General features: G+C 65.5%; 13 protein-coding genes and 2 tRNA genes. 12 read left to right on the top strand and 3 right to left on the bottom strand.

The genetic code is table 11. The features are described 5' to 3' along the window. Positions 1–4 precede the first annotated feature (4 nt). From ccmE to BUA29_RS01470, 12 genes are all read left to right on the top strand, one after another. Positions 5–493: a cytochrome c maturation protein CcmE gene (gene ccmE / locus BUA29_RS01415; protein ID WP_072754855.1), complete on the top strand. Its 489-nt coding sequence runs from the start codon at positions 5–7 to the stop codon at positions 491–493. Continuing rightward, positions 493–2409, top strand: a complete 1917-nt coding sequence (locus BUA29_RS01420; protein ID WP_072754856.1) for a heme lyase CcmF/NrfE family subunit — start codon at positions 493–495, stop codon at positions 2407–2409. Before ccmE ends, BUA29_RS01420 begins: the two co-directional genes overlap by 1 nt. After that, complete coding sequence (locus tag BUA29_RS01425; protein ID WP_072754857.1) at positions 2406–2951, top strand: DsbE family thiol:disulfide interchange protein; 546 nt, start codon at positions 2406–2408, stop codon at positions 2949–2951. Before BUA29_RS01420 ends, BUA29_RS01425 begins: the two co-directional genes overlap by 4 nt. A gap of 5 nt (positions 2952–2956) precedes the next feature. Next, positions 2957–3391, top strand: a complete 435-nt coding sequence (locus BUA29_RS01430) for a cytochrome c-type biogenesis protein (RefSeq protein ID WP_178137881.1) — start codon at positions 2957–2959, stop codon at positions 3389–3391. Then, positions 3391–4386, top strand: coding sequence for a tetratricopeptide repeat protein (locus tag BUA29_RS01435; RefSeq protein ID WP_072754859.1), 996 nt, complete (start codon positions 3391–3393; stop codon positions 4384–4386). Before BUA29_RS01430 ends, BUA29_RS01435 begins: the two co-directional genes overlap by 1 nt. Before the next feature lie 113 nt (positions 4387–4499). Next, positions 4500–5651 carry a homoserine O-acetyltransferase MetX gene (metX, locus tag BUA29_RS01440; RefSeq protein WP_072754860.1) on the top strand — a complete coding sequence of 384 codons (1152 nt, stop codon included), beginning with the start codon at positions 4500–4502 and terminating at the stop codon, positions 5649–5651. Positions 5652–5680: 29 nt separating this feature from the next. Continuing rightward, a tRNA-Leu gene (locus BUA29_RS01445) sits at positions 5681–5767 on the top strand. Positions 5768–5890: 123 nt separating this feature from the next. Further along, positions 5891–6496 (top strand): cysteine dioxygenase family protein, encoded by a 606-nt coding sequence (locus BUA29_RS01450; protein ID WP_084602292.1) that lies wholly within the window; start codon positions 5891–5893, stop codon positions 6494–6496. Positions 6497–6758: 262 nt separating this feature from the next. Beyond that, positions 6759–7907, top strand: coding sequence for a glycosyltransferase family 4 protein (locus tag BUA29_RS01455; RefSeq protein WP_072754888.1), 1149 nt, complete (start codon positions 6759–6761; stop codon positions 7905–7907). Continuing rightward, a complete protein-coding gene (locus BUA29_RS01460; protein WP_072754861.1) occupies positions 7885–8436 on the top strand; it encodes a phosphatase PAP2 family protein in 552 nt (183 codons plus the stop codon). The genes BUA29_RS01455 and BUA29_RS01460 overlap by 23 nt, the downstream gene beginning before the upstream one ends. Before the next feature lie 196 nt (positions 8437–8632). After that, entirely contained in the window at positions 8633–9418 is a 786-nt protein-coding gene (locus tag BUA29_RS01465) for an SDR family oxidoreductase (RefSeq protein WP_072754862.1), read from the top strand. 197 nt (positions 9419–9615) lie between these two features. Next, positions 9616–9692: transfer RNA gene (locus tag BUA29_RS01470), tRNA-Met, on the top strand. Between the two features lie 128 nt (positions 9693–9820). Here BUA29_RS01470 and nuoN read toward each other — a convergent pair. The 3 genes from nuoN to nuoL are packed head-to-tail and all read right to left on the bottom strand — an operon-like array spanning position 9821 to position 14889. Continuing rightward, positions 9821–11284 carry an NADH-quinone oxidoreductase subunit NuoN gene (nuoN, locus tag BUA29_RS01475; RefSeq protein ID WP_072754863.1) on the bottom strand — a complete coding sequence of 488 codons (1464 nt, stop codon included), beginning with the start codon at positions 11282–11284 and terminating at the stop codon, positions 9821–9823. 5 nt (positions 11285–11289) lie between these two features. After that, the gene (locus tag BUA29_RS01480; RefSeq protein WP_072754889.1) at positions 11290–12801 is read right to left on the bottom strand and encodes an NADH-quinone oxidoreductase subunit M; all 1512 of its coding nucleotides are present in this window, start codon (positions 12799–12801) and stop codon (positions 11290–11292) included. A gap of 33 nt (positions 12802–12834) precedes the next feature. Beyond that, positions 12835–14889, bottom strand: a complete 2055-nt coding sequence (gene nuoL, locus BUA29_RS01485) for an NADH-quinone oxidoreductase subunit L (RefSeq protein ID WP_072754864.1) — start codon at positions 14887–14889, stop codon at positions 12835–12837.

A 14889-nucleotide genomic window follows, 5' to 3' on the forward strand; every position in this document is an offset into this window, starting at 1 on the left:
GCCCATGCACCCTGCCCGCAAACGTCGCCTGCTGCTGATTCTTGCCGTCCTCGCCGCCGCGGGTCTGGCGGTGACCCTGATCGCCCTGGCACTACAACGGAACGTGGCCTATCTGTACACCCCGCACGAAGTGCTCAGCGGTGCTGCGGGTGACAGCGTGCGCAACGGCCAGGCGCGTTTCCGGCTGGGCGGAATGGTCGCCGCCGGTTCGTTCCGGCGCGCGCCCGGCAGTCTGGAAGCGCATTTCGAGGTGGATGATGGGGATGCCCGTCTGCCGGTGGTCTACACCGGGATCCTGCCGGATCTGTTCCGCGAGAAGCAGTCGGTGATCGCCACCGGTCGCATGCAGGGCGATGTGTTCGTGGCCGATGAAGTGCTGGCCAAGCACGACGAGACCTACATGCCCAAGGAAGTCGCCGACAAGATGGCAGCCGCCCACCGCAAGCACCAGGTTGCCAACACGCCAGCCACACCGGCCCCGGATGCCCGCTGATGCTGCCGGAACTTGGACAGTTCGCGCTGATTCTGGCCCTGCTGGTCGCCGCCCTGCAGGCGGTGCTGCCTCTAGTGGGCGCGTGGCGCCGGCTGCCGGCGCTGATGGCCGTGGCGCGGCCGGCGGCCTACATGCAACTCATGCTGGTCGGGCTGGCCTTTGCCGTCCTGACTCACGCCTTCGTGACCAATGATTTTTCGGTGCGCTACGTCGCCGAAAACTCCAACCGCCTGCTGCCGCTGATCTACCGCTACACCGCCGTCTGGGGTGCCCACGAAGGCTCACTGCTGCTGTGGGCGCTGGTGCTTGCGATATGGACAGCGGCGGTCGCGCGCTTCTCCACCGCGTTGCCGCTGCCGGTGGTGGCGCGGGTACTGGGGGTCATGGGCCTGGTGGCGCTGGGGTTTCTGGCCTTCCTGCTGTTCACTAGCAACCCGTTCGAACGGCTGCTGCCGGCCGCGCCAGACGGCCGCGACCTCAACCCGCTGCTGCAGGATCCCGGCCTGATCATCCATCCGCCGATGCTGTACGCCGGGTATGTCGGGTTTTCCGTCCCGTTCGCCTTTGCCATCGCCGCACTGCTGGACGGCCGCCTCGACGCGCAATGGCTGCGCTGGGCACGTCCCTGGACCAACGTCGCCTGGGCGTTTTTGACCGTAGGCATCGCCATCGGCAGCTGGTGGGCTTACTACGAGTTGGGCTGGGGCGGCTGGTGGTTCTGGGACCCGGTGGAAAACGCCAGCTTTATGCCCTGGCTTGTGGGTGCCGCGCTGCTGCACTCGCAGGCCGTCACGGAAAAGCGCGGCAGTTTTGCCAGCTGGACCCTGCTGCTGGCCATTGCCGCTTTTTCGCTATCGCTGCTGGGCACCTTCCTGGTGCGCTCGGGCGTGCTGACCTCGGTGCATGCCTTTGCGGCCGACCCGGGCCGTGGTCTGTTCGTGCTGATCTTTCTTGGCCTAGTGGTGGGCGGGTCACTGGTGTTGTATGCCCTGCGCGCCCCGCAGACGGCCCCGAGGCCATTTGCCGCCGGCTCACGTGAGACGCTGCTGCTGATCAACAACCTGCTGCTGACCACCGCCTGCGCGATGGTGCTGTTGGGCACGCTGTACCCACTGCTGGCCGATGCGCTGGCGCTGGGCAAGATTTCGGTGGGGCCGCCCTATTTCGCACTGATGTTCACCGTGCTGATGACGCCGCTGGTGCTGTTGCTGCCGTTCGGCCCACTGACCCGCTGGCAGCGTGAACAGATGACCACCCCGCTGCGGCTGCTCTGGCCGTGGGCGGTGCTGGCGCTGGGGCTGGGTGTTCTGGCCTTTTTCCTGGCCCCGCAGGGCCGTTGGAAAACCGCGCTGGGAATCGCTGGCGCCGTCTGGGTGGGGGCTGGCACGTTGCGTTTCGTCTGGCTGCGGCTGCGCAGCAGCGGTCGCCTGACCCGGGAAATGTGGGGCATGACGCTGGCGCACCTGGGCATTGCGGTGTTCCTGATCGGCGCCCTGCTGGTGGAAGGCCTGGGCCGTCAGCACGAACGGGCCGTCAAACCTGGCGACACCGTGGCGCTGGGCGATTACCGCTTCCGCTTCGAGGGCGTAGCGCCGGTCCGTGGCCCCAACTACCAGGCTGATCGCGCCACCGTGCAGGTGCTGCGCGCAGATCAGCCGATCGCCACGCTGTATCCGGAAAAGCGTCGCTATCTGGCCGGGGGCCAGGTGATGACCGAAACCGGTATCGCCCGCAGCCTGCTGGGCGATGCCTATGTGGCCCTCGGTGAGCCGCTGGGCGGCGATGCCTGGGCCATGCGCCTGTATGTCAAACCGTTCGTCCGCTGGATCTGGGCCGGCGCACTGCTCATGGCCCTGGGCGGCCTTGTCACCGCGACCGACCGCCGTTTCCAGCCGACCCGCAAGGAGCCTGCATGAAACTGGGACGCTGGCTGCCGTTGGCCGTGTTCGCCCTGCTCGCCGCATTGCTGGCAGCGGGCGTGTGGATGAGCCGCAAACCGGATCGGGATGCCCTGCCCTCCACCCTGATCGGCAAACCCGCCCCGGCATTCGCGCTCCCGGTGCTGCACGACCCCAGTTACACGGTCAAACTGTCCGACCTGCGCGGCCAACCGTTCCTGCTCAACGTCTGGGGGAGCTGGTGCGTGGAATGCCGGGTCGAGCACCCGGCGCTGACCCGGCTGGCTGAAAGCAAACGGATCCGCGTGGTCGGCTACAACTGGAAGGACGAGCCAGCCGACGCTCTGCGCTGGCTGGAACAGTTTGGCAATCCATACATGGTGGTGCTCTCCGACGTGGACGGCCGGACGGCGCTCGACTGGGGGGTGTACGGCGCTCCGGAAACGTTCCTGGTCGACGGCCAGGGCATCGTGCGCTGGAAACATGTGGGCCCGCTGACCGACGAGCTCATCGCCCGTGAGCTGCTGCCACTGCTGGCGCAGATCGAGGGGGCACGATGAGCCGCCTGCTGCTTGCCGCCCTGCTGTGGCTGGCCGCACTGCCGGCATTTGCCCAGGCCCGGCAGCAGGACGATGCCGCGCCCCTGCAGTTTCGTGATGCCGCAGAAGAAGCCCGCTTTCACGCGCTGACCGAACAACTGCGCTGCGTGATGTGCCAAAACCAGTCGCTGGCCGACTCCAATGCCCTGATCGCGCTGCAACTGCGCCGCGAAGTGCTTGCGCTGATGCGGGCCGGCAAAAGCGACGAAGACATCCAACGCTACCTGGTGCAGCGCTACGGCGAGTTCGTCCTCTATAAGCCCCGCCTGAGCGGCCGCACCCTGCTGCTATGGGCCGGCCCGGTGCTGGTTCTTTTAGCCGGTGCCGGTGTCGTGGCGGCGCTGGTGCGGCGACGGCGACAGGCCGATCCGATCCCCGAAGACCCATCGCAGGAGTGGTGATGGCGGCCTTTATCGTCATTGCGCTTGCCCTGAGCCTGCTCGCTCTGGCCACCGTGTTGCGGCCACTGTGGCGTGACGCACGCCCGCTGGCGCTGGGCACCGGCCTGGTTGCATTGCTATCGGCTGGCCTGTTGTACCTGCTGCTGGGCGCACCGCAGGCGCTCGATCCGGCCAACCGCCGGGCACCGGCCACCTTGCAGGAGGCCGTGGCCCAACTGCAGGCGGCGCTGGAACGCAATCCGCAACAACCGGAAGGCTGGGCCCTGCTAGGCCAGGCCTACCTGCGCCTGGGCGACGCCACCCGCGCCATGCAGGCGCTGGCGCGGGCCGCCCGCCTGACACCCAGCAACCCGGACATCCTGACCGACGCCGCACAGGCACGTGCACTGGCCGACCCGGCCCACCGCTTCGACGCGCAGGCAGTGGCGCTGCTCGAATCCGCCCTGGCGCACAACCCTGGCCATCAGCGTGCCCGCTGGTATCTGGGCGTGGCGCAGCGGCAGGCCGGTCGGAACGCCGAGGCAGCCGCGACCTGGGCCCCCTTGCTGACCCAGGTCGATGCCACCACCGCCGCCAGCCTGCGGCAGGAGATCAATGCCGCGCGCACCGAGGCCGGGCTGCCGCCACTGCCACCCCCCGTCGCACCCGCCGACCTGGTCACCGTGCAGGTCGTGTTGGATCCGGCCCTGGCGGTGCAGGCGCGACGTTCGCCCGCAAGCGCAGTGTTCGTCATCGCCCGCGAAGTCGGCGGCCCGCCAATGCCCGTGGCGGTCCAGAAACACCAGTTGCAGGAACTGCCCCTGACCGTCACGCTCAGCGATGCCGACAGCCCGATGCCGACCCGCACGCTCTCCCAGCTGCGTGAAGTCGAACTGCTGGCCCGGCTTTCGGCCAGCGGCCAGGCCATCCGCCAGCCAGGCGACCTGGAATCGCCGCCGGTACGCGTGCGCCTGCCGGCAACCGGGCCGGTGACACTGCGCATCCAGGCGCCCTGATCCAGACGTACGCGCACAGACCACGCGCCCCGCACATACCCTTATTCCCAACCGGAATGACCCAGCCAGACGTGGCAGGCGATCATGCCCGTCTGCCATTCTCCACCTCACCCATGAGCGAGCACATCCCGCCCGGAACCGCCTGGTACAGCCTGCCCTCGCCGTTTCCCATGAAGCGCGGCGGGCAGCTGCATGGAGCGCGGCTAGCGTATGAAACCTGGGGCCGGCTCAATGCCGATGCCTCCAATGCCATCCTGATCCTGCCGGGGATGTCGCCCGATGCCCATGCTGCGCACAGCGAGGCAGATCCCCGCCCCGGCTGGTGGGACTGGATGATCGGCCCTGGCAAGCCGATCGACACCCGCCGCTGGTTCGTGGTCTGCGTCAACCCTCTGGGCAGCTGCAAAGGCAGCACCGGGCCGGCCTCGATCGACCCCGCCACTGGCCAGCCCTACCGACTGCGCTTCCCCGAACTGTCCATTGAGGACATGGCCGATGCCGCATCACACCTGGTGCGTGGACTCGGCATCACCCAACTGGCCTGCGTGGTGGGCAACTCGATGGGGGGCATGGCCGCGCTGGCACTGCTGGCCCGCCATCCAGGCATCGCCCGCAGCCACGTCAATATCTGCGGTGCGGCGCGCGCGCTGCCGTTTTCCATCGCCATCCGCTCGCTGCAACGCGAGGCGATCCGGCTCGATCCACACTGGAACGACGGCCAGTACGACGACCAGGCCTACCCCGAAACCGGCATGCGCATCGCCCGCAAGCTGGGGGTGATCACCTACCGTTCGGCCCTGGAATGGGATGGCCGCTTCGGCCGGGTTCGGCTGGATCCCGAACAGCGCGACGACGACACCCCCTTCGGGCTGGAGTTCGAAGTCGAACGCTACCTGGAAGGCCACGCCCGGCGCTTCGTCCGCGCATTCGACCCCAACAGTTATCTCTATCTCAGCCGCTCGATGGACTGGTTCGACCTGGGCGAATCCCACGGCGGCGATGTCCACGCCGTACTTGCCACCCTGACCGGCCTGCGCCAGGCCCTGGTCATCGGCGTCAAAACCGACATCCTGTTCCCGATCCAGCAACAGGAAGAAATCGCCGCCGGCCTGCGCAGCGCCGGCTGTCAGACCCGCTTCCTGGCGATGCCCTCACCACAGGGGCACGACGCCTTCCTGGTGGACGAAGCCCGCTTCGGCCCGGCCCTGGCAGAGTTCCTGCACACCGTGCCGCTGCACGCCCACGACCCTGGTAAGGTTGCCTGAGCGCAGACTCAGGTATACTGCGCGCCCGCGCCGGAGTGGCGGAATTGGTAGACGCAGCGGACTCAAAATCCGCCGCCCTTAAAAGCGTGTGGGTTCGAGTCCCACCTCCGGCACCAGCATGCACCCCCGCCCTGCGGGGGTTTTTCATATGTCGGCCTTGCCCGGCATGCTTGATTCCGATTTTGCATACCGAAATACCTGGATGTGATCACAGGCGGTAAAGGCGGTAGACTCCGCGCATGCACACCGCCACTGCCGCTGCTGATCTGCCGTACACCGAGTTTCCGGGCTGCGCTCGCTTCTACGCCCTGCTGGATGCCGCCGTGGCGCTGGGCACGCCCGAGGCCGTCACCGATGCACTGCGCCAGGCGCTGATCACGCTGATCCACGACCCCTCCATCCGCCTGCCCGACGCGGTTCGCCAGCCCGTCGCCGGGCACTACGCCCGCCGTGAGCTCTACCGCAGCCCGCGCTACGGTTACAGCGTGGTGGCGATGACCTGGGGGCCGGGTCAGAGCACCCCCTTGCACGACCACGACGGCCGCTGGTGCGTGGAGGGCGTCTGGGAAGGCGAGCTGGAAGTCAGCCGCTACGAGCTGATCGACAGCGACGGCGAACGCGCCCGCTTCTACCTTGCCGAAACCCTGCGGGCTGCCCCCGGCAGCGCCGGCAGCCTGATTCCACCGCACGAATACCACATCCTGCGCAACCCGCACGACGACGCGGTGGCCGTGTCGGTGCACGTGTACCAGGCGCCACTGATGCAGTGCGCCCGGTTCCATCACGACCAGGACGACTGGTACGTGCGCGAGCAGTCCTGCCTGATGACCGACACCATCGACTGATCCGCGGCATCGTCCTTCAGCGTGTCGCCCCAAGACGACACGCTGGCTGCCGCGGTCGCGTGCGCCTGCTGCGGCACACCAGACCGCGCAATCACGCACCTATCGGCTGCCAGCATGCGCCAAACGCCGTGTGTTCGGCGTGATACCTCGTGCAAGCGCCAAGGTCGCCTGCACTTCGTCACCGCCGCTTCATTCCACCGACACGCAGCGGTCATGGCCTGCCGCGATGCTGTGCAGCATCGGCCACCGGCGAGTACCGGCGATGCGCTACACCCTCGTCACCGAGACGTATCCACCTGAAGTGAACGGGGTGGCATTGACCGTACAAAGCCTGGCACAGGGACTGCAAGCACGCAGCCATGAGGTGCATTTGGTGCGCCCTCGCCAACCAGGAGACAGCGCCGCCCCTGCCAATACGCTACTCGTGCCGGGCGCGGCGCTACCGCGCTACCCCGGCCTGCGCTTCGGACTGCCGGCCACGCGCCGTCTGTTGCGGCACTGGCAGCAACAACGACCGCACGCGATCTATGTGGCCACCGAAGGCCCGCTGGGATGGTCGGCACTGCGTGCGGCACGCCGACTCGGCATTCCAGTCGCCAGCGGTTTCCATACCCGCTTCGATGACTACATGCGCAGCTATGGGGCACCGTGGCTGCAAGGGACGGCGTTGCGCTGGATGCGCCATTTTCATAACTCTGCCCAGGCCACGCTGGTACCGACCGACGAGTTGCAGGGCTTCCTGCAACACCATGGCTTTCGCCATGTTGTCCTGCTGCCGCGCGCGGTGGACACACACCTGTTCGATCCGGCACGTCGGGATCCCGCTCTACGCGCCACGTGGGGAGTGGACGAAAGCGCACTGGTCGTTCTCTATGTCGGTCGCATCGCAGCCGAGAAGAATCTGCCGCTGGCGGTCCAGGCGTTCCGTGCCATCCAGCACCAGTGCCCACAGGCGCGCTTCGTCTGGATCGGCGATGGCCCACAACGCGGGGCGCTGCAACGGAATAACCCGGACTTCATCTTCTGCGGTACCCAGTGCGGCGAAGCCTTGGCCCGCCATTTCGCCAGTGGCGATCTGTTCCTGTTTCCCAGCACCACCGACACCTTCGGTAATGTCGTTCTGGAATCACTCTCCAGCGGAGTTCCGGTGGTGGCGTTCGATCAGGGGGCCGCACGCCAGTGGGTGCAATCCGGTGTGCAGGGGGCTACCGTGGCCAGAGATGATGAGGCCGGGTTCATCATCGCCGCCGTGCGGCTGGCCACTGATACGCCGTTGCGCAACAGAATGCGCGCCGCTTGCCGGGCCACTGTGGCGAGCCTGCATCCGGCCCAGGTCGCCACCGCCTTCGATCACCTGCTGCATACGTTGGCCACCGGGAGCACCGCCGATGCCATCCCCTCCCTCTCCTGAACGTCTTGCCGCCGTCGAGCATCACTGGTGTCTGCGCGCCAATACGCTCTGCGCCCGGCGCCTGCCGCTGCATTACTTCGCCACTGTCAGTCGGCTTGGCGATGGCGGCTTCTGGTATGGACTGATGGTGCTGCTGGTGCTGACAGATGGCCTGGATGGACTGCGTGCCAGCCTCCATCTGGCCGCGACCGGGCTGGTCGCGCTCCTGCTGTACACATGCCTCAAGCGCTGGACACGGCGACCACGACCTTTCGCCCGGGATCTTCGTATCCGCGCCTGGGTGGCGCCATTGGACGAGTTCAGCTTCCCGTCCGGACACACGCTGCATGCCGTCGCCTTCAGCGTGGTGGCCATTGCGTATTACCCCGGGTTGGCCTGGCTGCTGGTCCCGTTTACCGCAAGCGTCGCGGTCTCCCGGGTGGTGCTGGGCCTGCACTATCCCAGTGACGTGCTGGCCGCCACGGGCCTAGGCGGTGGGCTGGCCCTGACCTCGCTTTGGCTGGCCGAGACGGGCAGCGGGCTGATTTGATCGGGACGCTGTGAAATCCACCTGCCAGGACACCGCCTGGCCACGCCACATACAGCGCACACCTTGCGCTGCGTCGGCCCCGCAATCGCCTGCGCGTCTGTCGGGCACTCAGCCACCCGTGCAAGTGCAACCACTGGTTCGCTCAACGCTTCTTTACAATGCCGACATCCCACGTGCACACCCCGAGGATGTCTCGATGGATCTGCAACTGAGCGGCAAACATGCGCTGGTCTGCGGCGCGTCCGAGGGGATCGGCCGGGCGGCAGCGATCGAGTTGGCCGCGCTGGGCGCCAGCGTCACCGTGCTAGCACGGCGGGAAGCGGCCCTGCGTGCGGTCGCTGAAGGCTTGCCCCGCCAGCATGGCCAGCAACATGGGATTGTGGTGGCCGACATGGGGCAAACCGCAGCACTACGCGCTGCTGTGGAGGCGCTGACAGCCGCTCAGCCAGTGCACATCCTGATCAACAACACCGCAGGTCCACCGGCCGGCCCGGCGCATCGGGCGCTGGTCGAAGCGTATCTCGACGCGTTCCAGCGCCACCTGATCGCCGGCCAGACCCTGGTGCAGGCGCTGTTGCCCGGGATGCGGGCAGCGCGCTGGGGGCGCATCGTCAATGTGATCTCGACCTCGGTGTACGAGCCCATTCCCAATCTCGGTGTCTCCAACACGATCCGCGGCGCGGTGGCGAGCTGGGCCAAGACACTTTCGCGTGAACTGGCGGCGGATGGCATCACCGTCAACAACGTGTTGCCGGGCTACACACGCACGCAACGCCTGACACAGATCCTGGCCGATCGCAGTGCCGCCACCGGCAAGACGCCGGACGAGGTGGCGCAGGAAATGCTGGCAAGCGTTCCGGCGGGACGCTTTGCCGAACCAGAAGAGCCTGCGGGCATGATCGCCTTTCTGTGCACGCCCGCTGCCGCCTACGTCAACGGCCAGTCCATCGCAGTGGACGGCGGTCGCATGCAGTCGATCTGAGCCAGTCTTCGTCACGCCGACTCAGCCCACTCCCTTGACGGAGGATCACCCAACGGCAACCCCCTTGTCCGCCACGGCCTAGGCCTGTGCCCCCCGCTACACTTCCTGCTCCAACACCAACCCGAGTGCCAAAGGTGGTGGACTCATACAAAGTGTTGCATCAATCCGAGATCGCACGTATCATTGTCCGTCTCTGCTGCGGGGTGGAGCAGTCTGGCAGCTCGTCGGGCTCATAACCCGAAGGTCGCAGGTTCAAATCCTGCCCCCGCTACCACATTCAGCAAGAGCGAAACGGCGATCGGGCAACCGCATCGCCGTTTCTTTTTGCCCACGCACTGGCAGCCAAATACGAAACGGGGCGCCCAAGAGCGCCCCGTCGTCGTTGACCTCAAACCGCCCGAATCAGGCGAAAGCTGCCTGGCACCAGGCCATCAACGGGTTCCAGGCCAGGCCCAACACCAGCAGCACCAAGGCGTTGACGCCGAACACCACGCGCAGGGCGCGGTCGTCACGCGGACGCATCGGCTCGCCGACCGGTTCGTCGAAGTACATCACCTTGATCACGCGCAGGTAGTAGAACGCACCGATCACCGCAAACACGATACCGGTGATCGCCAGCCACAACATGCCACCTTCGAGTGCAGCACGCAGCACCGCCAGTTTGGCCCAGAACCCGAGGAACGGCGGAATGCCGGCCAGCGACGCCATCACGCACAGCACCATGCCGGCGCTCCAGGGGTCACGCGCGTTGAGGCCCTTGTAATCATCAATGGTGTCGGCTTCGAAGCCGCGCCGGGACAGCAGCACGATGGCACCGAACGCGGCGACCGCCATCAGCGCATAGCTGATCGCGTAGAACATGGCCGCGGCATAGCCACCGGCGCCGCCCCCGGCCAGCCCGAGGAACAGGAAGCCGACGTGAGAAATCGTCGAATAGGCCAGCATGCGCTTGAGGTTGGTCTGCATCAGTGCGACCACGTTGCCGACCAGCAGCGAAACCGCGGCCAGCACCGCCAGCATCGGCTGCCAATGTGCCGCCAGAGACGAGGCTCCGACGCCCAACAGGCGCACCACCATGGCAAATGCAGCCAGTTTTGGAGCCGAGCCGATGAACAGGGTGATCGGCGTGGGCGCACCGTGATAGACATCCGGCAGCCACATATGGAACGGGGCGGCACCAAACTTGAACGCAATGCCGGCGAGCATGAACACCACGCCTGCCAGCAGCAGGGTCGGCTGATCCACTGTCGGCGCAGAGGCGCGGATGACGCCCAGATCCAGGCTGCCGGTGGCGCCATAGACCAGCGACATGCCATACAGCAAAAGACCCGAGGCCAGCGCACCCAGCACGAAGTACTTCATGGCCGCTTCGGACGCCAGCGTGCTGTCACGGTCGATCGCCACCAGCGCATACGAGCTCAGCGCCAGCAGTTCGAGGCCCAGATAGACCATGATCAGGCTGCCTGCGGAGATCAAAAGCAGCATGCCCAGAACCGCAAACAGCACCAGCACCGACACTTCGCCCTTGTACAACCCGCGCTCCAGCAAATACGGGCGGAAGAACATCAATGCGACCGCAGAAATGACGCAGGTGGCCACCTTGAGCACGTCGGCCATGGTGTCCCGGACGAACATGCCCGACAGTACCGACGGCTCACTGCCGGCCCCGACCCCGGCCAGCAGCAGGCCGGCGACCAGCAGCAGGGTCAGAATCGACAGCGCATGGGTAAGCGCACGCTGGCCGTCCTTCAGGAACAGATCCAGCATCAACAGTAGGAAGGCGGCACCGGCCAGCACCAGTTCCGGAATCAGCGGCAGCAGTTCGGTGGCTGCCGGCATGGCGAGAGTGGACTGCATCGTCGTCATGTCCTTCAAAGCTTGGTGGCGGCGAGCTGGCCCGCCAGTTGCGCGATGGACGGCTCCATCATGTCGGTCAGCGGCTTGGGATCGATACCCAGCGCCAGGGTGAACAGAGCAAACACCCCTAGCACGATCCATTCACGTGCGTTGATGTCCTTCAGTTCGGCCACATGCGCATTGGCGACATCGCCCCAGATGATGCGTTTGGTCAGCCACAGCGAGTACGCCGCGCCGATGATCAGGGTCAGCGCCGCCGCCAGCGCAACCAGCGGGCTGTGCTGGAACGCAGCCAGGATCACGATGAACTCGCCCACAAAACCGCTGGTGCCCGGCAGGCCGCTGTTGGCCATGGCAAACAGCACCCAGAACAGCGCAAACCACGGCATCACCTTGGCCACGCCGCCATAGTCCTTGATCATGCGGGTGTGCATGCGGTCATACAGCACGCCGACGCAGGAGAACATCGCGCCGGAAATGAAACCGTGCGACACCATCTGCACCATCGCACCCTGCAGGCCCAGCCGGGCGGCATCCATCAGCTGACGGTCACGCACCAGCGAAAACGCGATAAAGGTGCCGAGGATGACGAAGCCCATATGGGCCACCGACGAATAGGCGATGAGCTTCTTCATGTCGGCCTGAACCAGTGCCACCAGGCCCACATAGACGATGGCCGCCAGGCTCAAGGCGATCATCAACCAGGCGAACTGGTGACCGGCGTCCGGCACGATCGGCAGGGTGAAGCGCAGGAAGCCGTAGCCACCGATCTTCAGCATGATCGCCGCCAGCACCACCGAGCCGCCCGTCGGCGCTTCGACGTGCGCATCCGGCAACCAGGTATGCACCGGGAACATCGGCACCTTGATTGCAAAAGCACCGAAGAACGCGAAGAACAGCCAGGTCTGCTCGGTCATGGTCAGCGGCAGTGCAGCCATGTCAGCGATCTGCCAGCTCCCCCCTTTGAGGTAGAGGTAGATCAGACCGACCAACATGAACACCGAGCCGAGGAAGGTGTACAGGAAAAACTTCAGCGCGGCATAGATGCGACGCGGACCGCCCCACACGCCGATCACGATGAACATCGGGATCAGCATGGCTTCGAAAAACACGTAGAACAGCACCGAATCAAGCGCACAGAACACGCCGACCATGGCGCCTTCCAGCAGCATCAGGCTGGCGTAGTACTGGGCCACCCGCTTCTCGACCGAGCCCCAGGCGCCAATCAACACCAGCACGCCGACCAAGGTGGTCAGGCCGATCAGCGGCACCGACAGGCCATCGACACCGAGGTGATACTGGATGTCGTAGGCCGGAATCCAGGGCCGCTGCTCGACGAACTGCATTGCCGCAGTGCCGTACTCGAATCCGGTGAACAGCGGGATGCTGAGCAGGAAGGTCGCAATCGCAAAGCCGAGCGCAGTCCAACGCGCCAGTTGCGGGCGCTGGTTGCCGGCCATCAGGGTCAACACGCCGCCAAGGATCGGCAGCCAGATCAGGAGGCTGAGCAGGGGCCAGTGGGTCACGCTTGTGGTTTCCATCTCGTCGTCAGTTCCGGCTTACTGCCAGTAATAGCGGGCCATCGCTAGCAGCGCGACCAAGCCCAGGATCATTGCAAACGCGTAGTGGTACAGGTAACCGGTCTGAATCCGGCGCAGCACCGCAGCCAGGCTCGCAACCAGCCGAGCAGCACCATTCACCGCACCATCGATCAACCCGGCATCGATTGCACTCGAGGCCTTGCCCAACTGCAGGCCGCCGCCACCCAGGCCGCCGATCCAAAGATCGTCCATGTAGTACTTGCGCTCCAGCAGGCGGATCGGCCCAGCCAGCGCACGGGTGACGGTCGCACGCAGATCCGGCTTGACCAGGTACAGCAGCGTGGCCAGGGCAAAGCCAGCCAGGGTCAACCAGAACGCGGGCGCCATGAAGCCATGCAGGGCAAAGGCCACCGGGCCATGGAATTCCTCCGCAAGCCTTGCAATCACATCATGCTCCGGCAGGACGTGAATGGCGCCAGCGAAGAACGGCAGCTGCCGGACATGCCCCAGCATGTCGGTGCCAAACAGCATCGGACCGACGGTGACAAAGCCGATCAGTACGGAAGGAATCGCCAGCAACACCAGCGGCAGCGTCACCACCCACGGCGACTCATGCGGTTCATGCCCGCCATGATGCCCGTGACCATGGTCGTCATGGGCGGCATGGTGGTGGTCATGCGCGTGCGCCGCACGGAAGCGCTCCTCGCCAAAGAAGGTGAGGTAGAGCAAGCGGAAGCTGTAGAAGCTGGTGACAAAAGCCCCCAACAGCACCGCCCAATAGGCGTACTGGGCAATCCAGCCAGCATTGGCATGGGCATGCTCGGCAGCCGCCTCGATGATGGTGTCTTTGGAGTAGAAGCCGCTGAAGAACGGCGTACCGACCAGCGCCAGCGTGCCGACCCACATCATGACGTGGGTGATCGGCATGTACTTGCGCAGCCCGCCCATCTTGCGCATGTCCTGCTCGTGATGCATACCGATGATCACCGAGCCGGCGCCGAGGAACAGCAGAGCCTTGAAGAAGGCGTGGGTCATCAGGTGATAGACCGCCGCCGAATAGGCCGACACGCCCAGCGCCACCGTCATGTACCCCAACTGCGAGAGCGTGGAATAGGCCACCACGCGCTTGATGTCGTTCTGCACCATGCCGATCAGGCCAGTCCAGAACGCAGTGGTGGCACCAATGAACAGGACGAATGCAAGCGCGGTTTCCGACAGCTCGAACAGCGGCGACATGCGCGCCACCATGAAGATGCCGGCGGTCACCATGGTCGCGGCATGGATCAGCGCCGAGATCGGCGTCGGGCCTTCCATCGAGTCCGGCAGCCACACGTGCAGCGGCACCTGCGCGGACTTGCCCATGGCACCGATGAACAGGCAGATGCAAATCACGGTGGCAATCGACCAGACATGTCCAGGCAGGATCTCGACCGTCGCACCCCGGATCTGATCGACATTGGCAAACACGTGCGCGTAATCGAGTGTCCCCAGCCACAGCAGCACACCAGCGATACCGAGCAGGAAACCGAAGTCACCCACACGGTTGACCAGAAACGCCTTGAGATTGGCAAACACCGCGGTCGGCCGCTTGTACCAGAAGCCGATCAGCAAGTACGACACCAGGCCCACCGCTTCCCAGCCGAAGAACAGCTGCATGAAGTTGTTGCTCATCACCAGCATCAGCATGCTGAAGGTGAACAACGAGATGTAGCTGAAGAAGCGCTGGTAGCCGTCATCGTCGGCCATGTAGCCGATGGTGTAGATGTGCACCAGCAGCGAGACGAAGGTGACCACCACCATCATCATCGCGGTCAGTTTGTCGACCAGGAAGCCGACATTGACCGAGATGTCCCCCACCTGCAGCCAGGTGTAGAGGTTTTCGTTGAACACCGGCGCACCCTGCAGCAGCTGCCACAGCACATGCATCGACAGCGCGCAGCTGATGGCCACGCCCAGAATGGTAACGGTGTGCGCACCGGCACGGCCGATCTGACGGCCAAACAGGCCGGCAAGCAGGCTGCCCAGCAGCGGCAGCAGCACGATCAGGACGAGTTGGGTCTTGGAGATCAGCAT

The sequence above is a fragment of the Thermomonas hydrothermalis genome (assembly GCF_900129205.1).
GTDB lineage: Bacteria > Pseudomonadota > Gammaproteobacteria > Xanthomonadales > Xanthomonadaceae > Thermomonas > Thermomonas hydrothermalis.